The organism is Faecalispora jeddahensis (genome assembly GCF_000577335.1).
GTDB classification, from domain to species: domain Bacteria; phylum Bacillota; class Clostridia; order Oscillospirales; family Acutalibacteraceae; genus Faecalispora; species Faecalispora jeddahensis.
The window spans coordinates 1-21,547 of sequence record NZ_CBYL010000050.1; the positions used below are offsets into that span (position 1 = coordinate 1).

General features: G+C 52.9%; 23 protein-coding genes. 7 read left to right on the plus strand and 16 right to left on the minus strand.

Annotation, left to right across the window (positions count from 1 at the left end):
• The 6 genes from TY09_RS15085 to pyrH all read right to left on the minus strand — a co-directional run.
• Positions 1–236, minus strand: a 236-nt coding sequence (locus TY09_RS15085) for a site-2 protease family protein (RefSeq protein ID WP_042436149.1), incomplete at its 3' end; no start/stop codon positions are given.
• A gap of 123 nt (positions 237–359) precedes the next feature.
• Positions 360–1,508 (minus strand): 1-deoxy-D-xylulose-5-phosphate reductoisomerase, encoded by a 1,149-nt coding sequence (locus tag TY09_RS15090; RefSeq protein ID WP_042436151.1) that lies wholly within the window; start codon positions 1,506–1,508, stop codon positions 360–362.
• Between the two features lie 159 nt (positions 1,509–1,667).
• Positions 1,668–2,492: a phosphatidate cytidylyltransferase gene (locus TY09_RS15095; RefSeq protein WP_242841513.1), complete on the minus strand. Its 825-nt coding sequence runs from the start codon at positions 2,490–2,492 to the stop codon at positions 1,668–1,670.
• Between the two features lie 2 nt (positions 2,493–2,494).
• Positions 2,495–3,220 (minus strand): isoprenyl transferase, encoded by a 726-nt coding sequence (locus tag TY09_RS15100; RefSeq protein WP_042436156.1) that lies wholly within the window; start codon positions 3,218–3,220, stop codon positions 2,495–2,497.
• A 9-nt stretch (positions 3,221–3,229) separates the two neighbouring features.
• Complete coding sequence (gene frr / locus TY09_RS15105; RefSeq protein WP_009059989.1) at positions 3,230–3,784, minus strand: ribosome recycling factor; 555 nt, start codon at positions 3,782–3,784, stop codon at positions 3,230–3,232.
• Positions 3,785–3,823: 39 nt separating this feature from the next.
• Positions 3,824–4,528 (minus strand): UMP kinase, encoded by a 705-nt coding sequence (gene pyrH / locus TY09_RS15110; protein WP_009060011.1) that lies wholly within the window; start codon positions 4,526–4,528, stop codon positions 3,824–3,826.
• Between the two features lie 237 nt (positions 4,529–4,765).
• On the opposite strand from pyrH, the gene TY09_RS15115 reads away from it, so the two are divergent.
• Positions 4,766–5,161, plus strand: coding sequence for a hypothetical protein (locus TY09_RS15115; protein WP_042436158.1), 396 nt, complete (start codon positions 4,766–4,768; stop codon positions 5,159–5,161).
• A 60-nt stretch (positions 5,162–5,221) separates the two neighbouring features.
• Here TY09_RS15115 and tsf read toward each other — a convergent pair whose 3' ends face one another.
• From tsf to sigG, 4 genes are all read right to left on the minus strand, one after another.
• Positions 5,222–6,136 carry a translation elongation factor Ts gene (gene tsf / locus TY09_RS15120; protein WP_042436160.1) on the minus strand — a complete coding sequence of 305 codons (915 nt, stop codon included), beginning with the start codon at positions 6,134–6,136 and terminating at the stop codon, positions 5,222–5,224.
• 259 nt (positions 6,137–6,395) lie between these two features.
• The gene (gene rpsB, locus TY09_RS15125; protein WP_009059985.1) at positions 6,396–7,127 is read right to left on the minus strand and encodes a 30S ribosomal protein S2; all 732 of its coding nucleotides are present in this window, start codon (positions 7,125–7,127) and stop codon (positions 6,396–6,398) included.
• 162 nt (positions 7,128–7,289) lie between these two features.
• The gene (locus tag TY09_RS15130) at positions 7,290–7,577 is read right to left on the minus strand and encodes a YlmC/YmxH family sporulation protein (RefSeq protein ID WP_009060029.1); all 288 of its coding nucleotides are present in this window, start codon (positions 7,575–7,577) and stop codon (positions 7,290–7,292) included.
• Positions 7,578–7,783: 206 nt separating this feature from the next.
• The gene (gene sigG / locus TY09_RS15135; protein ID WP_009060007.1) at positions 7,784–8,566 is read right to left on the minus strand and encodes an RNA polymerase sporulation sigma factor SigG; all 783 of its coding nucleotides are present in this window, start codon (positions 8,564–8,566) and stop codon (positions 7,784–7,786) included.
• 439 nt (positions 8,567–9,005) lie between these two features.
• On the opposite strand from sigG, the gene sufC reads away from it, so the two are divergent.
• The 5 genes from sufC to sufU are packed head-to-tail and all read left to right on the plus strand — an operon-like array spanning position 9,006 to position 13,955.
• Complete coding sequence (gene sufC, locus TY09_RS15140) at positions 9,006–9,761, plus strand: Fe-S cluster assembly ATPase SufC (RefSeq protein ID WP_042436162.1); 756 nt, start codon at positions 9,006–9,008, stop codon at positions 9,759–9,761.
• Positions 9,758–11,176 (plus strand): Fe-S cluster assembly protein SufB, encoded by a 1,419-nt coding sequence (gene sufB / locus TY09_RS15145; RefSeq protein WP_042436164.1) that lies wholly within the window; start codon positions 9,758–9,760, stop codon positions 11,174–11,176. Before sufC ends, sufB begins: the two co-directional genes overlap by 4 nt.
• Positions 11,177–11,192: 16 nt before the next feature.
• Positions 11,193–12,269: a SufB/SufD family protein gene (locus tag TY09_RS15150; RefSeq protein WP_042436166.1), complete on the plus strand. Its 1,077-nt coding sequence runs from the start codon at positions 11,193–11,195 to the stop codon at positions 12,267–12,269.
• The gene (locus TY09_RS15155) at positions 12,266–13,492 is read left to right on the plus strand and encodes a SufS family cysteine desulfurase (protein WP_009059996.1); all 1,227 of its coding nucleotides are present in this window, start codon (positions 12,266–12,268) and stop codon (positions 13,490–13,492) included. Before TY09_RS15150 ends, TY09_RS15155 begins: the two co-directional genes overlap by 4 nt.
• Positions 13,482–13,955, plus strand: a complete 474-nt coding sequence (gene sufU / locus TY09_RS15160; protein WP_009059969.1) for a Fe-S cluster assembly sulfur transfer protein SufU — start codon at positions 13,482–13,484, stop codon at positions 13,953–13,955. Before TY09_RS15155 ends, sufU begins: the two co-directional genes overlap by 11 nt.
• 86 nt (positions 13,956–14,041) lie before the next feature.
• On the opposite strand, the gene TY09_RS15165 is transcribed toward sufU, so the two are convergent.
• From TY09_RS15165 to TY09_RS15190, 6 genes are all read right to left on the minus strand, one after another.
• Positions 14,042–14,788 carry a hypothetical protein gene (locus TY09_RS15165; RefSeq protein WP_042436168.1) on the minus strand — a complete coding sequence of 249 codons (747 nt, stop codon included), beginning with the start codon at positions 14,786–14,788 and terminating at the stop codon, positions 14,042–14,044.
• 197 nt (positions 14,789–14,985) lie between these two features.
• A complete protein-coding gene (locus TY09_RS15170) occupies positions 14,986–15,750 on the minus strand; it encodes an AAA family ATPase (RefSeq protein ID WP_081759681.1) in 765 nt (254 codons plus the stop codon).
• 22 nt (positions 15,751–15,772) lie between these two features.
• Positions 15,773–16,549: an AIM24 family protein gene (locus TY09_RS15175; RefSeq protein WP_042436178.1), complete on the minus strand. Its 777-nt coding sequence runs from the start codon at positions 16,547–16,549 to the stop codon at positions 15,773–15,775.
• Positions 16,550–16,810: 261 nt separating this feature from the next.
• Positions 16,811–17,836, minus strand: coding sequence for a sugar kinase (locus TY09_RS15180; protein ID WP_042436170.1), 1,026 nt, complete (start codon positions 17,834–17,836; stop codon positions 16,811–16,813).
• A 240-nt stretch (positions 17,837–18,076) separates the two neighbouring features.
• On the minus strand, positions 18,077–19,096 hold the full coding sequence (locus tag TY09_RS15185; protein WP_042436172.1) for a sugar kinase: 1,020 nt from the start codon (positions 19,094–19,096) through the stop codon (positions 18,077–18,079).
• A 114-nt stretch (positions 19,097–19,210) separates the two neighbouring features.
• Positions 19,211–20,176 carry a VOC family protein gene (locus TY09_RS15190; protein ID WP_009060015.1) on the minus strand — a complete coding sequence of 322 codons (966 nt, stop codon included), beginning with the start codon at positions 20,174–20,176 and terminating at the stop codon, positions 19,211–19,213.
• A gap of 262 nt (positions 20,177–20,438) precedes the next feature.
• Between TY09_RS15190 and TY09_RS15195 the strand changes: the two genes are divergently transcribed.
• Complete coding sequence (locus tag TY09_RS15195) at positions 20,439–21,209, plus strand: IclR family transcriptional regulator (RefSeq protein ID WP_042436174.1); 771 nt, start codon at positions 20,439–20,441, stop codon at positions 21,207–21,209.
• Positions 21,210–21,547 lie beyond the last annotated feature (338 nt).

Consider the following 21,547-nt stretch of genomic DNA (forward strand, 5'->3'; position numbering starts at 1 on the left):
TCGCTGCTCTCGTCTTCCCCCTCCATGGCGCAATAACCGCCGATGGGCAGCAGGCGCAGCGAGTACTGAGTCTCTCCCTTTTGAAAATGAAACAGTGTTGGACCCATGCCGATCGCAAATTCATTGACACGGATCCCTGAAAGCTTTGCCGTGAAAAAATGGCCGAATTCATGAATGAAAATGATCAGGCCAAATAACAGCACCGCAAACAGAATAAGCAGGATATTGATAATCATATTCACCTCATCAGTCTACCGCAGTTCCACTTTCAAAAGAGCCGTTGATTTCTTTCCCTTCTTTGGCAGGGAAGAAATTTTCATCTTGGTACAAGTGTATTTTGAAAGGGAACCGCATGGATTTTATTGTACGCTTTCCAAAACGAAATTCCGTGCATTTTGGTCCGCCGTCAGAACCTGCTGCGGCGTTTCAGGCTGCCCGGCGGCCTGCCTTTTCATTGCAGCTTCAACAAGCTGCGGAATCTGTAAAAACGGGATGTGGCCCGAAAGAAACAGCTTTACCGCTTCTTCGTTCGCCCCGTTCATCGCAGCCGGAGTCAGGCCACCCTGCTGCGCGGCCTGCTTTGCAAGGCCGAGACACGGAAACGCCTGTTCATCCGGCGGGTAAAACGACAGTGTGCCGAGCTCTGTAAGACTCAGGCGGTTTACAGGGGACGGCAGGCGCTCCGGCCAGGTGAGCGCATACTGAATCGGGATGCGCATATCCGGTACGCCAAGCTGCGCCAGAACCGAATAATCCTGGTACTCGATCATGGAGTGAACGATGCTTTCGCGGTGCACTACCACATCGATTTGAGAAACCGGCATGTCAAACAGCCATGAGGCCTCGAGAATCTCCAAACCCTTGTTCATCATGGTGGCGGAATCGATCGTCACCTTGGCGCCCATGCTCCAGTTGGGGTGGCGCAGCGCCTGCTCGGGCGTAACCTGCTCCAGCTCTTCGCGTGTTTTGCCGAAAAACGGCCCGCCGGACGCGGTGAGAATCAGCCGCGCTACCGCCGACGGCCGCGGGCAGCCCTGCAGGCACTGAAAGATTGCGGAATGCTCGCTGTCTACCGGCAGAATCCGCACGCCGTTTTCGCGCGCGGCCTTCATCACCAGCGCACCGCCGGCCACCAGCGTTTCCTTGTTGGCCAGCGCAACATCCTTTTTGGCAGAAACGGCGGCCATGGTAGGAAGAAGCCCTACCATGCCCACCACCGCATTACAAACAATATCTGCTTCCTGTATGGAAGCCGCCTGACAAAGCCCATCCATTCCTGCGGCGACGCGCACCGGAAGATCGCGTACGCGCTCCTTTAAATCCTGGGCGGCGTTTTCGTCAAACACCGCCGCGAGGGCCGGGCGGAACTCACGAATCTGCTCTTCGAGCAGCTGTATATTACTGTGAGCCGCGAGCGCACACACCGAAAAACCGTGCATTCTCGCCACTTCCAGGGTTTGCGTGCCGATAGAACCGGTGGAGCCAAGCAAAGAGATTTTCTTATCCATTCGTATTCACCATTCTGTTTCGATATCTCACTCAAAGGAATTCCATTTCAAAAAAACTTTGGAATGCTTCTTCCGCCTTTGATGAGAGGAGTATTATTTTCGCGCAAAGCCGCTTTTGAAAGTGACACTATTATTTTTTACCCGTTTTGCAGAAAAAAATCAGTGCACAACAACCGGCAGCACCTGCACCAGCAGATAAACAAACGGCGACACGAAAATTACGCTGTCAAACCGGTCCAGAATCCCGCCGTGCCCGGGGATCAGCTCCCCGAAATCCTTGATGTGGCAGCTTCGCTTGATGAGCGAGAAGATCAAGTCGCCCAGCACAGACATCACTGCGCCGCCAACGCCGATCAGCAGCAGCGAGAGATAAGACACATTGACCTGATAGGCATAAAAGAACACCTGAAAAATATACCCAAACACCAGCATGGCGGCTACGTTCAGCACAAGGCCGCCGATAACGCCCTCAACCGTTTTTTTCGGGCTGATCTTGGGACACAGCTTGTGCCGCCCCCACAGACTGCCCGCGGCAAACGCGCCGGTATCGGAAATCCAGGCGGAAAAAATCGCAATGATCACGTAGAACATGCCGTGTCTGTCGTCAAATTCACGCAGACCAAGAATGGTTCCCAGCATCGTGGGAATCATGAGGGTCATGCTGTACAGCACGATCAGATGATGGAACGAAATCGTGCTGCTGAAGGCGATGAGCATCGCGAACATGACCACGGTATATACATAATAAGCGGTCTGTGTTCCCAGCCCGACCGGCACAAAAAACAATGCCGCCGCAAACAGCAGGCTCGGGACCACCAGGACATACTGCTTTGCGATCCCCAGCGCCTGAATCAGTTCATTGATCGCCAAAACCGAAATGAGGGCGACAGCCAGATTCAGCGCGGGAGGAAAACGAACGTTGAACACAACGATCGCCGCCAGAAACAGAATCAGAACGACTCCGGACATCACTCGATTTTTCAAAATCAAATCCCCCCAAAGCGCCTGTTCCGATTCGAAAACTCCCGCAGAGCGCTGTCAAGGTCTCGGGTCGTAAAATCCGGCCAGAGTTTATCCATGATAATATACTCCGTATAGGCCGACTGCCATAACAGGAAATTAGAAATGCGGTATTCCCCGCTGGGGCGCAGCACCAGATCCGGGTCCGGCTGGCCGGCCGTATAAAGATGCTGCGAAATCAGATCTTCCGTAATCTGCTCCGGCAGAAGGGTGCCTTTCTGCACCTGCTCCGCCAAAAGACGAACCGCGTGGGTCAACTCCGCGCGGCCGCCGTAATTCATCGCAATATTCAGAACCATCCCCGTTTTATCGGCGGATACCTCTTCTGTACGGGCAAACAAACTTTGCAGATGCTGCGGAAACACAGAAAGATCCCCAAGAAATTTTACACGGATATTTTCGCCCAGAAAATCCCGCAGCGCTTCTTCCAGATACTGCTGAAAAATCCTCATCAGCGCTTCGATTTCATCGGACGGGCGCTTCCAGTTTTCTGTGGAAAAGGCGTACACCGTCAGATATTTGACCCCAATGGAAGCACAGTACCGGGTGATCTTTTTAAAATTAGCCGCCCCGGCCGTATGACCGGCCGAACGCGGAAGGCCCCGCTTTTTCGCCCAGCGGCCGTTGCCGTCCATAATGATGCCCAAATGCCGGGGAATGATGGGCTGCTCCTGGTCTGAAACATGATTCATAAGCCGGTTTTATATCTCCATTATTTCTTTCTGTTTCTTTTCAAATAGTATGTCAATTTCCTTGCAGTATTTATCGGTTAAATCCTGCGTTTTTTTCTCACCCTGCTTCAGATCATCCTCGGTGATTTCGGCAGTCTTCTTCTTCGCCTTGAGCTTTTCAATCGCATCGCGGCGAATAGAGCGCACAGCCACCTTGGCTTCTTCCGACATTTTGGCGATATCCTTCGTGATGTCGCGGCGGCGCTCCTCGGTCAGCTGCGGGAACATCAGGCGGATCACCTTGCCGTCGCTCTGGGGATTGATACCGAGCTCGGAGCTGAGGATCGCCTTTTCGATCGCGCGGACAGAAGAAGCGTCCCACGGCTGAATGGTCAAAAGCCGCGCCTCAGACACAGAAATCGCCGCCAATTGGTTCACAGCCGTAGGGGTGCCGTAATAATCCACCATGATTTTATCCAGAACTGCGGGGTTGGCCCGGCCTGCCCGGATCGTGGTGTACTCATTGGTCAGGACGGAAAGAGTTTTCTTCATTTTGGTTTCCGCTTGGGTCAGTACCTCTTGCATTACAATCTTCCTTTCTCACTTTTGCTTTTGTAAAATCAATTATTTTACCAGCGTTCCGATCGGCTCGCCGCACACGGCCCGCAGAATGTTTTCGGGGTCCGCAATGCTGAATACCAGAATCGGAATATCGTTGTCCTTGCACAAGGTAGCCGCCGTACTGTCCATGACATGCAGATCCTTATTCAGAACATCCATAAACGAAAGGGAGTCGAACTTTACCGCCGTTTCGTTCAGTTTGGGGTCGCTGTCGTACACGCCGTCCACGAGAGTGGCCTTCATGATAATATCAGCGTCAATTTCCGCAGCGCGCAGAGAAGCCGCCGTGTCGGTAGAGAAAAACGGATTGCCGGTGCCGCAGCCGAACACCACAACGCGTCCCTTTTCCAGGTGGCGCACCGCACGGTTGCGGATATAGGGCTCCGCGACCTGCTGCATGGTGATTGCCGTCTGCACCCGTACGGGCACACCCAGCTGCTCGAGGGCATCTGCCACACCGAGCGCATTGATCACCGTTGCCAGCATTCCCATATGGTCGGCTCTGGTACGATCCATCTTTCCGCTGCTTCGGCCGCGCCAGAAGTTGCCGCCGCCCACAACGATACCGACTTGAACACCAAGATCCGCGCAGGCTTTAATCGGCGCACAAATCTTCAGCACCGTATCAAAATCAATACCATGCTCTTTTCCGCCGGCCAGCGACTCGCCGCTGAGCTTTAACAGAACTCTTTTATATTTAGGTTGCAATTCATAACACCCCATTATGATTTTACTATATTTTACAATAGGAGAAAAAGAAAGTAAAGCCTTAATCGCCCGTTTTCACAAGAGGATTGCCAATATTCTTATTACCGATACGCATTGTTCACAATAATTTTGCAATTTGCCGTGAAGAGCCTGAAAAGCCGCTTCCAGTTTTTGACTTTTTGTGTTCAATGTGTTATTAAATAAGTAACAAGATTATGTAAAGAAGGGAGAAGTGTTATGAAAAAAACGAAAAAGAACATTCTGTTGGGAACACTCACCGTCACCTTATCGGCAGCAATCCTGCTGGCCGGTTCCAAAGCGCTGTCGGGTACATCCGAATCCATTATGAGCAACCAGAGCATTGCAGACAAAGGGATCATGCTTGAATCGGTTACAACCGATTCGGCCGGAAACAGTTTGACAAACATCAGCCTCGGAAAAAACATCTATCAGGTTGCAATCGAGGATCATGCCATGATAGTCAAAAGCCCCAAGGACGGCAAGGTCATCAGCGTCAATGAGCAGCAGGACGACAACACCTATATTTTAACGCTGAATCAAAAGCAGCGGATTCAGGTTGCGGTCGACCCTCAGGCGAACATGCTCCGGCTTGCGGGAAAAAGCGCCCAGTAAACACAAAGAAAGAGCAGGGAAAATTCCTCCCTGCTCTTTTCCATACCAATGGGAAACGGATTATTTCACCATGCTGGCGACTTCGTCCGCAAAATTATCTTCTTTTTTCTCGAGGCCCTCGCCCTTCTCAAAACGGGCAAATGCTTCGATGCTGATCTCGCCGCCAAGCTCCTTGGCTACGGAATCGGTATACTGCTGAACGTTCTTGTCGCTGTCCTTGACATAAACCTGATCAACGAGGCAGATGTCCTTGAAGAACTTAGACAGACGGCCGACAACGATCTTCTCTGCGATCGCGGCGGGCTTGCCGTCGTTGATGACCTGCTCGGTCAGGATCTTCTTCTCATGCTCAACCACATCAGCCGGAACAGCCTGTTCGTTGAGGTAGGACGGATTTACCGCAGCAATCTGCATCGCGATATTCTTGGCATACTCCTGGAACTCAGGCTTCGCCGCAATTTCAGCAGAGGTGCCGAACTGTGCGATAACGCCGATTCGACCGTTCGCATGCACATAGCTTACAACAGGGCCCTCCATACGGGCAAAACGGCGGATTTTGATGTTCTCGCCGATTGTCTGAATCTTCTCTTTGAGAAGATCGTCGACCTTCTTATCGAAACCGGAAGCCGTGAGATTCAGCAGAGCATCCACATCCGCGGGGTTCTGCTCTTCCACCGTGTCGGCCACCGTCTTAACAAATGCCTGGAACTCGGCGTTCTTGGCAACAAAGTCGGTTTCCGCGTTTATTTCTACCACCACAGCAACATTGCCGAGAGCGTTTACCTGCGCATACGCTACGCCTTCCGCTGCGATACGGCCGGATTTCTTGTTTGCGGCAGCCAGGCCCTTTTCTCTGAGAATATCGACCGCGGCGTCCATGTCACCGTTTGATTCTGTCAAAGCTTTTTTACAATCCATCATTCCGCAGCCGGTTCTCTCGCGAAGCGTTGCTACATCTTTTGCTGTAAAAGCCATTTTCTTTTCCTCCGATTCTATTGTGTTGCGGTATCACAACCGAAAAGCGGCTTGTGATCCCTTTGAAAATCTATGATACCACAGGCGCAACGCGCCGTTGTGGTATACTTATCAATTGGCGGAGCCTGGTATCATAAGCCGCCCCGCGGCTTATGATACCACAAAGCACGCGCAGCGCCTGTGGTACAGTATCCTCAAAAAATACCCGTCTGAAATCAGGCGGGTATCTTTTCTCTCAACTTAGAGCTGTTAAAGCGGCTTATTCAGCCTGCGCCTCTTCTTTTTCTTCTGCAGCGGCAGCGCCCATACGGCCCTCTCTGCCCTCTGCAATCGCGTTGGCCATCGTTGCGGAAATCAGCTTGACCGCACGAATCGCATCGTCGTTGCCGGGGATGACATAGTCGATCTCATCAGGATCGCAGTTGGTATCGACGATCGCAACGATCGGGATGCCGAGCTTCTTCGCTTCTGCTACCGCGATGCGCTCCTTGCGGGGGTCTACGATAAACAGAGCGCCGGGGATCTGACGCATGTCTTTGATGCCGCCGAGGAATTTCTCGAGCTTTTCAATTTCCAAACGGAGCTTTACAACTTCCTTCTTGGGGAGCAGTTCAAAGGTTCCGTCTTCTTCCATTGTCTTGAGCTGGTTCAGGCGGTCAATTCTGCGGCGAATGGTGCGGAAGTTGGTGAGCATGCCGCCCAGCCAGCGGGCATTCACATAGTAAGCGCCTGCGCGCTCCGCCTCTTCACGAACAGAATCCTGAGCCTGCTTCTTTGTGCCGACAAACAGCACCGGTCTGCCCTCTTCAGAAAGGGTACGGACAAAGCTGTAAGCCTCTTCGAGCTTCTTTACGGTCTTCTGCAGGTCAATGATGTAGATGCCGTTGCGCTCGGTGAAGATGTACTCCGCCATTTTGGGGTTCCATCTTCTGGTCTGGTGGCCAAAGTGTACACCGGCCTCCAAAAGCTGTTTCATAGATACTACTGCCATACGAAAAATCCTCCTTGGTTATTCCGCCGCCGCACCTTTATTTTGACGGGAAACCCGCGAAGGGCACCATAGCGTCAAAGCGCGGCGTGTGTGATTTACTGGAGTATTATAGCACGGCACAGAGGATTTGGCAAGTTTTTTCCTGATTTTCCGCGAATTTTATCACGTGTGGAACCAGCCGCTGCCAAACCGCTTTTTCGGGCGGAACGGCACCGAGAAATCCACCAGAACCGTTTCCTCCCCGATGATCTGAATATCCTCCCAGCGGATGACGATATCGTCCTCCCGACCCAGAAGGCCCAGCCACTTCAGCCGGCCATAAATAATGATTGCACTGATTCTTGCTGTTTTCAGTTCAATCTCAATGTCGTTTACGGCGCCAAGTCTGGTGCCGTCTTTGATACTGATAACCTCTTTGTTCCTCATATCGGCCATTCTGCAATTCGTCATCAGGCACACCTCCCGCCTGATGCTATCTATATTCATCCATTGGTGCCTTTTAACACCCGCGGACAAATCGATGGGCCGGTCAAAAGCAAATTTTTCTTCCGGAACAAAGAAACGGAAAGAAAAAACGCCCTTTTTTCTATTTTAAAATCATTTTTTGAGATTTTTGCCAGATACTAAGGTACGGTTGTATGATTAAGGAAAAGAGATTAAATCTCTTTCTTGATCTTGTCCAACGCACCTTTCTCCAACCGCGAAACCTGTGCCTGACTGATACCGATTTCTCCCGCGACCTCCATCTGGGTTTTTCCCTGGAAGAAGCGCATGGAGAGAATCCGTTTTTCCCGGTCGCTCAGGTCGCTGATGGCTTCCTTCAGCGCGATTTCGTCCAGCCAGTTGCTGTCGTCGTTTTTGTCCCCTACCTGATCCATCACATAGATTGTATCGTTTCCGTCGGAAAAAACCGGTTCATACAGGGATACGGGCTCGACGATCGCCTCCAGTGCCAGAACGACTTCTTCGCGCTGCAGGCCAAGCGCCTTGGCAATTTCGTTTACCGTGGGCTCTTTTCCGTTTTCCGCTGTCATTCGCTCCTTCATCTGCATCGCCTTATAAGCGGTGTCGCGCATGGACCGGCTGACGCGGACGCTGTTGTTGTCCCGCAGATAGCGCCGGATTTCGCCGATGATCATGGGCACTCCGTAGGTGGAAAACCGGACATCCAGATCGGGATTGAAATTATCGATGGCCTTCATCAGCCCGATGCACCCCACCTGGAACAGGTCGTCCAGATTTTCTCCCCGGTTGGTAAAGCGCTGAATGACGCTTAAAACCAGCTTTAAATTGCCGCTAATCATTTCCTCGCGTGCTTTTTTCTTCTCCGCTGGTGTTCCGTGCTTGATTTTCTGCAGCAGCATCTGTTTTTCGGCCTCGGTCAGCACCTTTAGCTTGGCCGTGTTTACTCCGCAGATCTCTACTTTATTATACTGCATGACTCCCCCGCCTTCCACTCTGAAACTGTCTGGCTGTTACACGTTCATTATTGCCAGATTCTGATAGCTTCATTCGCAGAGATTCCCAGAAACCAAAATGATGCGGTTTCTTCCGACTCTCTGTCCGCGGATCAAAAGCAAAAAAACAGTTCTCTCGCCCCTGTCTTGGGCATGGAGAGAAAACACAAGCGGAATGCGTGTTTTTGGGAGATCAGATTGGGATTCCAAACGTGAAAATCCGTTTAAAACCATTGATCCTCGGGGGAAAAGCAGTATTCATGAAAAAAACTTGTGCAAATGGGGAATTTATTTTGTTTTTTCTCTTGCATCCTGTAAAAAAAGGGGTATAATGAAATATGCGAATTAAGTATACGAAATTAGTATACATTAGCCTCCATTTCAATTCCTAATTTCAATCTAAATAATGAGGTGAACATTCATGTCCCATGAATTGCTGAAAGTAGAAAACCTGCAGGTGGGTGTTGAAGATAAGGTGATACTGGACAAGCTAAACCTTACCATCCGCAGCGGTGAAACGCATGTGCTGATGGGCCCCAACGGCGCGGGTAAATCCACCCTGGGGTATGCCATAATGGGCCATCCGCAATATAATATCTGTCAGGGTAACATCGTGTTCGACGGAGACGACATTACGAACGAGCCGACCGATGTGCGTGCGAAAAAGGGAGTTTTCCTCTCCTTTCAGAATCCCGAAGAGGTTCCCGGAATCGCGCTGGGCAACTTTCTGCGCGTGTCCCGCGAGGCGGTGACCGGTGAGGCCCCCCGCATCCTGAAGTTCCAGAAAGAAATGAGAAGCCTGATGGATTCGCTGGAAATCAGCCAGGATTACGCCGCGCGTTACCTGAACGTCGGTTTTTCCGGCGGTGAGAAGAAGAAATCCGAAATTCTGCAGATGCTGATGCTGAACCCCAAGCTGGCGATTCTGGACGAAACAGATTCCGGTCTGGACGTAGACGCCGTAAAGGTTGTTTCGAAGGGCATCCGTCAGTTCCGCAACGATAAAAATTCCCTGCTGATCATCACGCATAACGCAAAGATTCTGGACGGCCTGAAGGTGGACTACGTTCACATCCTGGTAAACGGCACGATCGTGCATACCGGCGACAGCAGCCTGATTCAGGAAATCAATGAAAAGGGCTTCCAGTTTTTTGAAGCGGGAGGTGTCCGCAATTGAGAGCCTTTGAAGAAGAAAAAACAAGGGTTGACGACATAGACAGAACCATCTACGACGTGAAGGACAAGGTTGACGCCGCCTTTACCGTCGATTCGGGCCTGACGCCGGAAATCGTAAACCAGATTTCCGTTGAGAAAAAAGACCCGGAATGGATGCGTCTGTTCCGCCAGAAGTCCCTGCACACTTATAATGAAATGCCGCTGCCCGGCTGGGGCCCCTCTCTCGATGGCCTGGATATGGATCATATCGTGACCTATGTCCGCCCCAAAACCAGCATGAGCAGCAAATGGGAGCAGGTTCCCGAAGACATTAAAAATACCTTTGAACGCCTCGGCATTCCCCAGGCGGAGCGCCTTTCGCTCGCGGGCGTCGGCGCCCAGTACGATTCCGAGGTCGTGTACCACAACGTGCGCGCCGAGGTAGAGGCACAGGGCGTTGTTTATACCGATATAGAAAGCGCGCTGCACGGCCCGTACGCCGAAATGATCCGCAAGCACTTTATGAAGCTGGTTCCCCCCAGCGACCATAAATTTGCCGCACTGCACGGCGCGGTGTGGTCCGGCGGCTCGTTCGTTTACGTTCCCGAGGGCGTGAAGCTGACGATCCCGCTGCAGTCTTATTTCCGCTTGAACGCGCCGGGCGCCGGCCAGTTCGAGCACACCCTGATCATTGTGGAAAAGAATGCGTACCTGCATTTCATCGAGGGCTGTTCCGCCCCGAGATATAACGTAGCAAACCTGCACGCCGGCTGCGTGGAGCTGTTTATCGGCGAAAATGCCCGCCTGCGCTACTCCACCATTGAAAACTGGTCGAAGAACATGTATAACCTGAACACCAAGCGCGCGCTGGTCGAAAAGGGCGGCGCGATCGAATGGGTTTCGGGTTCGTTCGGTTCCAACACCTCTTGCCTCTACCCCATGAGCGTGTTAAAGGGCGAGGGCGCGCGCACGGAATTTACCGGCATCACCTTTGCCGGCAAGGGCCAGACCCTCGATAACGGCTCGAAGGTCATCCACGCCGCGCCGAACACCAGCTCGCGCATCAGCACCAAGTCGATCTCGAAGGACGGCGGTACCTGTATTTACCGCAGCAGCGTCGTCATCACCCCCGAAGCGGCGCACAGCAAATCCTCCGTTTCGTGCGAATCCCTGATGCTGGATTCCGAATCCCGTTCCGATACGATTCCGGTGATGGACATTCAGAACGACGAGTCCGACGTAGGCCACGAGGCGAAAATCGGCCGGATCAGCGATACCGCTATCTTCTACCTGATGACCCGCGGCCTGAGCGAGGACGACGCGCGTTCCATTATCGTCAGCGGCTTTGCCGAACCGATCGCAAAGGAGCTGCCGATGGAATACGCCGTGGAAATGAACAACCTGATCAAGCTCGAAATGAGCGGCAGCATCGGATGAGGAAAGGAGCCTTGCAATGAATATCACCTTGAATCAAGTAAACCTGCTGCCGGTCAGAACCTGGAAATGGCTCGGAGTCAACGGCACGGCGGTGGAAGAAAAAATCCCCGGCGAATTTGCCGCGTGGGAACCGCAGGCTCTGAACCTGCCGCAGGGAATCAAGCAGAATGCCGCAGCCTTTAACGGCGCGGAGCAAATAGAGACCGGCATGGGCAAAGACGCGGAGCAATTTGTTTTGCAGAACCAAAACGCGGGAATCCACCTGACTGCCGAAGGCAGCGCCGAGGAACCGATCACCGCGGAATATGTGCTGGACGCCTCCTGTCCCGCGCTTGCCGATTACAACACCATTTATGCAAAAGAAAACAGCAGCGTCACGCTGGTGCTTTCTTACCGTTCACAGGGCAGCGCAAGCGTATTCCACACCAGCCTGACCAAGATTGTCGCGGAGCGCGGAGCGCACGTGCGTCTGGTGCAGGTACAGTTGCTCGACGACAACGCGTTCCATTTTGACGACGTCGGCGTGATCGAAAAAGAAAACGCCGTAGTGGAGGTCATTCACATCGAGCTGGGCGCGCACAAGATTTTTTCGGGCTGCAAGGCCCGGCTGGAAGAACGCCGCAGCCGCTTTGAGGCGGAAACGATTTATCTGGGCGACAAATCCAGAATCATTGATATGAACTATGTGGCGCAGCATATCGGCAAGGAAACCGAAAGTGAAATCCACGCGAACGGCGCCCTGCTGGATGAAAGCCAGAAGATTTACCGCGGCACCATCGATTTTCTGCGCGGAGCCGCTTATTCCGTCGGGCATGAAAGCGAGTACACCCTGCTGTTCAGCCCCAAGGTGCGCAACCGCACCGCGCCGCTGATTCTGTGCGGCGAAGAGAACGTAGAAGGCCAGCATGCCGCAAGCATCGGCAAGATCGACCCCGGCAAGCTGTTCTACCTGATGTCCCGCGGACTTTCAGAGCCGCAGGCCAAGCAGATCGTCATTGAGGCCCAATTCACACCGGCTCTGGAGAAAATCCCGGAAGAAGCACTGCGGGAATCTGTCCACGACTGGCTGAAGGAAAGGATGAGCAACGCATGAACCGGATTCAGGAACAATTCCCCTTACTGAAAGAAAAGGTACACGGCAAGCCGATCGTTTATCTGGATAACGCCGCCACCGCGCAGCGTCCGGTCAGCGTTTTAAAGGCCGTGGATGATTTTTACCGCCACGATAACGCCAATCCGCACCGCGGCGTTTACGAGCTGGCCGTGCGCGCCACCGATGCGTTTGAGGATGCCCGCAAAGTGGTTGCCGGCTTTATCGGCGTAAAGGACGCGGCGGAGCTGATCTTTACCCGCAATGCCACCGAGGCTCTGAACCTGATTGCGTACAGCTACGGCCTGAACTTTCTCTCTGAGGGCGACGGCATCACGATCTCCATCGCAGAGCACCACAGCAATCTGGTGCCGTGGCAGCACGTTGCCGGGGTGGTCGGCGCTTCTCTCGACTACCTGTACCTGACCGACGGCGCACGGATTTCCGACGAGGAAATCGCCGCGAAAATTACAGAAAAGACAAAGCTGGTTTCTGTCGCCCATATCTCGAACGTGCTGGGTGTTCAGCTTCCGGTTGAAAAAATTGTAAAGCGCGCGCACGAGGTCGGCGCCATTGTGGTGCTGGACTGCGCGCAGAGCATCCCCCATTTTCCTGTGGATGTTGAAAAGCTCGGTGTGGATTTTGCGGTATTTTCTGGCCACAAAATGTACGCACCGCTCGGCATCGGCGCGCTGTGGGGCCGCAGAGAGCTGCTGGAGAAAATGCCCCCGTTCCTTTCCGGCGGCGATATGATCGATTCTGTGGAGGAGCAGGTGACCACTTACGCCCCCATCCCCCAGAAATTTGAAGCCGGTACGCAGGACGCCGCCGGTGCGGTCGGTCTGGCCGCGGCGGTCAAATTCATGCAGGAGATTGGCTGGGAAAAAATCACCCGCATTGAGCACGAGCTGATGGCCTATGCGCTGGAAGGGATGCGTCAGATTCCCCACGTTGCCATACTGGGCGGCGATATTCCCGCAAACGAGCGCTACGGCGCGATTTCGTTTCTCGTAGAGGATGTTCATCCCCATGACGTAGCCAGCATTCTGGATGCGGACGGCGTTTGCATCCGTGCGGGACATCACTGTGCACAGCCTTTGCTGCACCATCTGGATGTGTATGCGACCAGCCGCATCAGCTTTGCCGTGTACAACACCAAAGAGGACATCGACGCGTTTCTGGAAAGCCTGAAGAAAGTCAGAGGAGTGATGGGCTATGGAGCTTGATCAGATTTATACCGAGATCATTACGGAGAACAGCCGCTCCAAGCGCAATAAGCGCGAGCTGGAAAACCCCACCGCTGTAATCAAAGGCGTAAACCCGACCTGCGGCGACGAAATCTCTTTGCAGATTCGCGAGAAGGACGGCATCATCGAAGACGCTTCCTTTACCGGGATTGGGTGTGCGATTTCACAGGCTTCGGCCTCCATTATGATCGATCTGATCAAAGGGAAAACAAAAGAGGAAGCGATGCATTTGGCCGAGACGTTTCTCTCCATGATCAAGGAAGGCAAGCTGGACGAAGAAGCCCAGGATGAACTGGAGGACGCCGCCGCGTTCCAGAACATTTCAAAGCTGCCCGCGCGCGTAAAATGCGCAGTACTGGCCTGGCACACGCTGGAGGAAGCCATTCAGTCGGACGGAAACTGTCCAGGCGATGATTCCGCCTCCTGTAAGACCAGAATTTAAAAGTAATATCATAAATCGCAAAAGGACTTCGCCGGTTTTGAATCGGCAAAGCCCTTTTTTGATGTTGGTCTCAGTCGTGCATCTATTTACAGATATTGCATCTCCAGCGTGAAGGTATGGTTTTCTGAAAAATGAAATGCAATCGCCTGGGGCGGCGGGAATTTCGTCCCGGAAAACGCCTTTGCGCTGTCAAATACAATCAGCGGGGATCGGATCGTCAAAACGCTCCCCTGCTTTTGAATACAATCAAAAGCATCGGAAACCTGATAAAATTCCAACATCCCCCGATAGAACTTTTCAAAGTCGTCGATGGTATACCCTGTTTCGTATTTCTGTCCGGCAGTAAAGCCCCACGCCTTATTGGACTCAAAAACAGTGATGGAATCCTTCACCAATGGATAAGGAAAAACGATCTCCGCAGTTCTTTGTTCCGAAGAGATGATCCGCGCCGTCAGGTCGGAAAATATATACTGATTTTTCTGGTCTGATCCGGAATTTGGAACCCTCCCGACGAGAAAGGAAAGCTTTGAATTCTCTGCAGACGCGCGAGCGTACAAATAGGAATCCTGATATGTCTCTGTTATTATCTTGACATCCGGATATATTTTTTGCAGTTGTGCGTCAATACCGGCAAAATCCAGGTCGCTTTCCACTCTGGTGGAAAGCGGATTGTAAAGATAAAGGCCCGAATCAAATTTCATCGGGAAATTCATTTCTGAACCGTTCAGAGCGTTTTCTATTTTGACCTGCGGGATCGGGTCCATTCCCCCGCAGGAGGACATCGTAATCAAAAACAAAGCTGAGAACAGAATACCATTCAAAACTTTTTTCATGTCAAATCCTTTCCTCCGGGATGATCCTGTTGATCTTCTATAAAAAAATGTGCTAAACCGATTCTCTCCCCCACAGCCATGGATGAGAACCGTTTTTCCCTTTTTCATCGATGATTCGTATCACATCTGCTCGTGATCTGATGGGAAGCAATTCAAAATAAAGCCATGCTTTTCAACACGGGCTCGGTCTGCTAACTCTAATCAGCAGCATCTTTTTCGTCCAGCAGATACCGCAGCATCTTTTCCGGGTGGTTCAAAAACTCCCGGGTCACAACATAATGCTCAGTCCGTTCATAGGCGGTGCGGCAAATCCCGCCGTCCTTTGACAGCACATAGATGCACGCACCGGGGTATGCCATCAAAATTGGTGAATGCGTCGCGATGACGAGCTGAGAATCCTGCTGCACCAGACGGTGAAGGTATACCAGCAGCGACATCTGGCGCGACGGAGACAGCGCGGCCTCCGGTTCATCCAGAAGATACAGACCGTCTCCCCCGAACCGGTTGAGCACCAAAGCCAGAAAGCTTTCCCCGTGCGACTGCTCGTGCAGCGATACGCCGCCGTAGCTTTCGATCACTTTGGGGCTGAAGGAGGGTGCTGCATCCATTTCGTCGATATTCGTCGCCACATTATAAAAGCTTTCGGCTCGCAGGAAAAAACCGTCCCTTGGGCGGCGGTACCCCTTGACAAGACGCAGGTACTCATACAGCTCGGAATGCGTTTCTCTGGAGGAAAAGGAGAAATTCCGGGTGCCGCCCTCGGGATTAAACCCCGCGGCCACGGCGATCGCTTCGAGTAAAGTGGATTTTCCCGTCCCGTTTTCCCCCACCAGAAATGTGACCGGCTGTTCCAGCAAAAGCGGGCTTTCCCACAGGCTCTGAACCGCCGGAAGCTCTTTCCAGTAGCAGCGCTGCTCCGGCAATCCGGTCAGCTCCACCCGCCTGAGGTACTGCGTCTCCAAGCTCTCCCCTCCCGCTTCGATATCACGCAATTCCCTGTGCGACCGGGGCCAGCAAAACTTTACCGGTTCCGCGGAATACATTGACCAGACCCTCGCCGGAAACAGCGGAGCCCATCAACGATTTTCCGGAGCGCTCCACCGTGAAATTCAGGCTGCCGCTCCAGGCGATCGCCATGTTTCCATCCACCTTCAAAATATCGTCCTGCAGCGTGATCTCGACCAGCTCCTCACGCGGGCAGACGGATTCCAGGCAGAGGATGCCGCTGCCGCTGACGCCCAAATTGAACAGCCCCTCGCCGCCGGCCACCGCCGATGAAAAATTCGAGCGCATAACGGCCTTATGCTTGAGGGTGGATTCGCAGGCCAGGAACAGGCCGTCATCCAGCACGATGGAGCCATTCCAATCCTGAAGATCAACCAGAAGAATATGGCGGTAGGTCGGTTCCAGCACCAAAGTGCCGTTTCCGGTATATTCCGGCTTGATTGCCGATTCCCCCGTTACCTTGCCGCGCATCGCCTTGCCCAGCAAATCGCCCACGCCCTTGATGCCGGTGGTGGCGTTTACGTTCCCAACCGTCCACTGCATTGCGCCGGCCTGCAGGGTAATCCCGCCGTTCGCTTTGCTGAGATCGCACACAACCTGGCGTTTGCGCACATTCATCGCATTCGCAAAATAGGCGATCTGCGCATCCTGCGGCATAACACTCAGGTCGCGCTGATACTCCAGAACGGTGAAGGCCCCCAAAGAAGCCAGCGTGGTAATATCGTCGTTGTCGATAAAGTTTGAAATTTGATACATTTCCATTTCCCCCTTCGATTTCTGGTCGGAATTCATGGCGTGCCGAAAGGCCCTTGGCAGAAAACTGCTTTTGATATAGAAAGCAACAGACGCTCTGTGCGTTCTGTTTTTTGCCACCAGAACCATATCCTGTGATTTTATCTTACAGAAACAGATTGACAAAGTCAAGGAACGCCCTCAAATCCCCCTCCCCCATACTGCAAATACAGCAAAAAAAGCACAGTGCAGAAAATTCATCTGCGCTGTGCTTTTTCAGTTTGATCAGCGGTTCATTTCGCTCTGAAGGCCCTTGTTCTGGTGCTCCTCTATCAGACGCTCAATATCGCGGAAATCGGAGGCCGGCATATCGCCCGGCACCGTATTTTTCACGGCGCTGCTCGCGTTGCCGAATTCCAGCGCCTTCTGATGATCGCCGTATTTCAGCAAACCGAACAAAACGCCCGCCACATACGCGTCGCCGCTGCCGATGCGGTCTACCACCTCGATGTTGGCATACGGCTCTTCCTCATAGAACCGATCCTCTTTGGCGCTGTACAGAATCGAGCCGAAGGTATGCTGCTTGGGGCTGATGATCTGCCGGTTGGTGGTCGCAACCACCTCTACCCCGTAGTCCTGGCAATAGCTCTTCATGATGTCGTGCAGCTCGCCGGTTTTCTGGAACATTCTGCGCGACGTTTCAGAGGACACGAACAGGATGTTGATGTACGGGAGGATGCTCTCGATCGTGCGCCGGGCTTCGTCCTCCTCCCACAGATTGGCGCGGTAGTTCACGTCGAACGAAATCTTTGCCCCGCCCGCGCGAAAACGGCGAACCAGCTCCAGCGCCACCTCGCGGGTCTGCCGGCTCAGCGCCAGAGAGATGCCGCTTGTGTGGAACACGCGCGTGCTGGTGTAGGCGGATTCAGGGATTTCCTCAAGCGTGATGCTGTTGATGGAGGAATGCTTTCTGTCGTACACCACGCAGGGCTTTCTGGGGTGCGCGCCGTTTTCATAATAATAGACTCCCAGGCGGGCATCGCGGCTTTCGTCGTACAGCAGAAAGTCATCGCTGACGCCGCCGAAGCGGATGCGGTTTTTGATGAAGGTACCGATCTCGCTGCGCGGAAGCTTGGAAATAATGCCCGTGCGCAGTCCTAACAATGACAGGCCCGAAGAAACATTCAGCTCAGAGCCGCCCGCGCGCTTTTCAAAGACCACCCCGTCAACGATCCGCTCGTTGATGGTGGGCGAAAGCCGCAGCATGATTTCCCCAAAGGTGATGGCGTCAAAAGGTCGTTTGGATTCCATGACATCTGCTCCTTTTTTACGAATAACTCTGCTCTGCCAATCAAAACGGTGAATCATGCTGGTTCACTTCCCCCGCCTTTGGCAAGGGAAGAGAACCGTGCTTCACTTTTTCATCGCAGATTTTGGTATCAGCCTCTATTTCCCAGAGCCGTCTCTGATGAAGGAAAGGGCCTCCGGATGAATGATTCTCCGGGAGCCCTTTCCGCACGCCGCACAGCGCGGCGCTGATTCGCCCGAACGTTATCTCTGAACGCGGCCGGAGCCGTCGCCCTTGGCAAGCTTGTTGACTTCGTCCACAGAAACCTGGTTGAAGTCGCCCTCGATCGAGTGCTTCAGGCAGCTGGCCGCCACCGCAAACTCAATGGCATCCTGCGGAGCGTAGCTGTTGAGCAGAGAGTAAATCAGGCCGCCGCCAAAGCTGTCGCCGCCGCCGACGCGGTCTACAATGCGGATGAGATAGTTCTTGCTGAAATAGTAGTCGCTGCCGTCGTACAGCATGGCCGCCCAGTTGTTGTCGCTGGCGGAAATGGAACCGCGCAGAGTAATGGCAACCTTATCAAAGTGGAAGGTATCGGCCAGCTTCTTCGCGACCTCTTTATAGCCCTCGTGGCTGATCTTGCCGCCGGTGATATCGGTATTCGCCGCCTTGATGCCGAACACATCGCTGGCGTCCTCTTCGTTGGAGATGCACACGTTGACATACTCCATCAGCCCGCCCATCACCTGGCCGGCTTTTTCGCGGGACCACAGGTTCTTGCGGTAATTGAGATCGCAGCTGACGGTGACATTGTGGCGCTTCGCGGCCTTGCAGGCCTCAAGGCAGATTGCCGCCGCGCTGTCGCTGATCGCGGGAGTAATGCCGGTGAAGTGGAACCAGTCCACGCCCTCGAAAATATCATCCCAGTGGAAGTCGGAGGGCTGTGCGGTCGCAATCGCGGAACCAGCGCGGTCGTAAATGACCTTGGACGGACGCTGGCTGGCGCCCTTCTCTAAAAAGTAGATGCCCACTCTGTCGCCGCCTCGGGTGATTTTAGAAACATCCACGCCGTATCTTCTCAGGGAATTAACGGCGCTCTGGCCGATGTCATGCTTCGGCAGCTTCGTGACAAAGCTGGCGTCAATGCCGAAATTGGCAAGGGATACCGCCACGTTTGCCTCACCGCCGCCATAGGTGGCGCCAAAGCTCTCTGCCTGAACAAAACGATAATAGCCTTCCGGTGCAAGGCGCAGCATGATTTCTCCAAAGGTAACTACTTTCATCTGAAAATCCTCCAAATAACATAGTGATTTCTTCCAAAACGTTTTCCGCTCCCCGCCGAAGACGAAGGGAAAATTTCTGTTTTTCAGCAAATATGATTTTTGATTCGGTTCCTATTACTTTTTCTGGGCAAGATGAACTCTAAAGCCGCAGAAATCGCGCTTGAAATAAATAATGGTCATATTGCCTTTGTCATCGTATTTCGCGGAATCCGGATCGAACTCGATGCCGCGGCTCTCAAAATAGCTGATGGCTCTGGGCAGGGAATTGGTGTTGATGGAGAAATGGCCGTGATCGCCAAAGCCCTTATATTTCATGATCTCTATAATTGTACCGGCAAAGAAGGAGCTGCTTCCCTCTTTCTTAGCAAAGCCGAAAATGTCGCTGAACGCGTCGGTCAGCTCACCGGCCTCGGCCGCATCCTTGGTGTTGATGCCGATATGGCCAAGCTCAAAGCCCAGCATGGTCTGAACCGCCTCGCGGGTCATGTCGCGGATTTTGTCGAACTCGCCGGCGCTGATCAGCTCGGGCTTTACCATCCAGCTGCCGCCGCAAGCCAGAATCTTATTATAGGCCAGATATTCGTTGAGGTTCTTCGCGTTGATGCCGCCGGTGGGCATGAATTTCATCTTCACATAAGGGGCCGCCAGCGCTTTGATCATCGCAAGGCCGCCCGCCTGCTCGGCCGGGAAGAATTTGACCACGTCGAGGCCAAGCTCAATGGCCTGCTCGATGTCGCTCGCGTTCGATACGCCGGGGGTGACCGGAATGCCCTTCTCCACACAGTACTTTACCACCTTGGGGTTCAGGCCCGGGCTGACGATAAAGGTAGCGCCCGCCGCAACCGCCTTGTCTACCTGCTCGGTCGTCAGAACCGTGCCTGCACCGACGAGCATTTCGGGGTATGCCTTTGCAATGGCACGAATGGCTTCCTCCGCCGCATCGGTACGGAAGGTTACCTCCGCACAGGGCAGGCCGCCTTCGCACAGCGCTTTTGCCAGCGGTACGGCATCCTTCGCGTCGTCGATTTTAACAACGGGAACAATTCCGATCGCACCGATCTTTTTCAATACATCATTCATGTTCAGCACCTCTTTACCAAAGTTTCGTAATGTGGAACCAAGTTTCATTTTCTTTGTACTTTTATTATACTGTTTCCACGCGTGAAGTCAATAGAATCTGACAGCTTTCCAATTGTTTTTCCCCAAACACTGTGATACTATAAAAACACGAATTCAAAAGGAACGATTTGTACCCATTTTCAGGCACAATGCTCATCGAATCCTAATGGTCAGTCACTGTAATCTAAAATCATTCATCCATTGGAAAGGAAGAAATCGCTGTATGCCCCAAACAAATCCCGTTCAGTCGGCAGAGCGTATTTTTGAAATACTGGAGGCTCTGGTGCAAAACGGCCCGGTCACGCTGACCGAGCTGAGCACACGCCTTTCTCTTCATAAAAGCACGGTGCACCGCCTGCTGAAATCCCTCATTCTGATGGGTTATGCGCGGCAGGAGGAAGAATCGGGGAAATATCTGCCCACCTATAAGATTCTGGGGCTGGCAGGGATGCTTCTCTCGAAGCTCGATATTCTTGCGGTGGCCCACCCTTACCTGGAGCGCCTGATGAGGCAGACACACGAAACCGTGCACTTCGTTCAGCGCGAAAACACGCACATCGTCTATGTGGATAAGGTGGAATCCGACGCCAACAGCATCCGCATGGTGTCGCGGATCGGCCTGCGACAGCCCATGTATTCCACAGGGGTCGGCAAGGCGATTCTGGCGCAGATGAAGGACAGCGAAATTCGGGAGGTATGGAAGCAGAGCAAGATCCGCCCCTTTACTCCGCACACGATCGTCACACTCGAGCGGCTGATGGAAGAGATCGAGCTCATTCGGCGCCAGGGCTACGCACTTGACAACGAAGAAAACGAGCTGGGCGTGCGCTGCATCGCGGCCTGCGTAACGGATTTTTACGGCCGCGCCTCAAACGCATTCAGCATTTCCGCCCCGGTATCGCGCATGTCTGACGAACGCGTGCTGGAGCTTTCGGAATATGTGCTCGAAACCAAGCGCGGCCTTTCTCAGGAACTGGGCTTTTCCGGGAAGTAATTCCCGGCCTGAGAATGGGCGCGCGTTTTTGGGCCTGCATGGATTTTTGGGAAATATGCGGGAAAGACTTTTTCTCATCCTATCATCGCAAAAGCCGCTTTGCGGGAAATACAGTTGATTCCCTGCCTTCGGCGGCGAATAAACCAACAGCTTTTTCAGATAGTATTCTAATAAAATACCAAATACCAGCGAATTTTGCGGGAAATGGAAGGTTTTTATGCAAAATCTGTACGGCTTTTGTTGAAACCCCCTGCGTTTGATGGTATAATTATCTGTAATTGTTTTCAGAAATCTGAGCAGACGAAAGGATTAATTGAGATATGATTTGCGCTAACAAA

Bases quoted from the DNA above. Each gene is read 5' to 3' on its own strand.
- TY09_RS15090 (WP_042436151.1), bottom strand. From the start codon at position 1,508: ATGGATAAGAAAATCTCTTTGCTTGGCTCCACCGGTTCTATCGGCACG.
- TY09_RS15100 (WP_042436156.1), bottom strand. From the start codon at position 3,220: ATGAATCATGTTTCAGACCAGGAGCAGCCCATCATTCCCCGGCATTTG.
- frr (WP_009059989.1), bottom strand. From the start codon at position 3,784: ATGCAAGAGGTACTGACCCAAGCGGAAACCAAAATGAAGAAAACTCTT.
- TY09_RS15115 (WP_042436158.1), top strand. From the start codon at position 4,766: ATGAAAAAAACGAAAAAGAACATTCTGTTGGGAACACTCACCGTCACC.
- tsf (WP_042436160.1), bottom strand. From the start codon at position 6,136: ATGGCTTTTACAGCAAAAGATGTAGCAACGCTTCGCGAGAGAACCGGC.
- rpsB (WP_009059985.1), bottom strand. From the start codon at position 7,127: ATGGCAGTAGTATCTATGAAACAGCTTTTGGAGGCCGGTGTACACTTT.
- TY09_RS15130 (WP_009060029.1), bottom strand. From the start codon at position 7,577: ATGACGAATTGCAGAATGGCCGATATGAGGAACAAAGAGGTTATCAGT.
- sigG (WP_009060007.1), bottom strand. From the start codon at position 8,566: ATGCAGTATAATAAAGTAGAGATCTGCGGAGTAAACACGGCCAAGCTA.
- sufC (WP_042436162.1), top strand. From the start codon at position 9,006: ATGTCCCATGAATTGCTGAAAGTAGAAAACCTGCAGGTGGGTGTTGAA.
- TY09_RS15150 (WP_042436166.1), top strand. From the start codon at position 11,193: ATGAATATCACCTTGAATCAAGTAAACCTGCTGCCGGTCAGAACCTGG.
- TY09_RS15155 (WP_009059996.1), top strand. From the start codon at position 12,266: ATGAACCGGATTCAGGAACAATTCCCCTTACTGAAAGAAAAGGTACAC.
- sufU (WP_009059969.1), top strand. From the start codon at position 13,482: ATGGAGCTTGATCAGATTTATACCGAGATCATTACGGAGAACAGCCGC.
- TY09_RS15165 (WP_042436168.1), bottom strand. From the start codon at position 14,788: ATGAAAAAAGTTTTGAATGGTATTCTGTTCTCAGCTTTGTTTTTGATT.
- TY09_RS15175 (WP_042436178.1), bottom strand. From the start codon at position 16,549: ATGTATCAAATTTCAAACTTTATCGACAACGACGATATTACCACGCTG.
- TY09_RS15180 (WP_042436170.1), bottom strand. From the start codon at position 17,836: ATGGAATCCAAACGACCTTTTGACGCCATCACCTTTGGGGAAATCATG.
- TY09_RS15185 (WP_042436172.1), bottom strand. From the start codon at position 19,096: ATGAAAGTAGTTACCTTTGGAGAAATCATGCTGCGCCTTGCACCGGAA.
- TY09_RS15190 (WP_009060015.1), bottom strand. From the start codon at position 20,176: ATGAATGATGTATTGAAAAAGATCGGTGCGATCGGAATTGTTCCCGTT.
- TY09_RS15195 (WP_042436174.1), top strand. From the start codon at position 20,439: ATGCCCCAAACAAATCCCGTTCAGTCGGCAGAGCGTATTTTTGAAATA.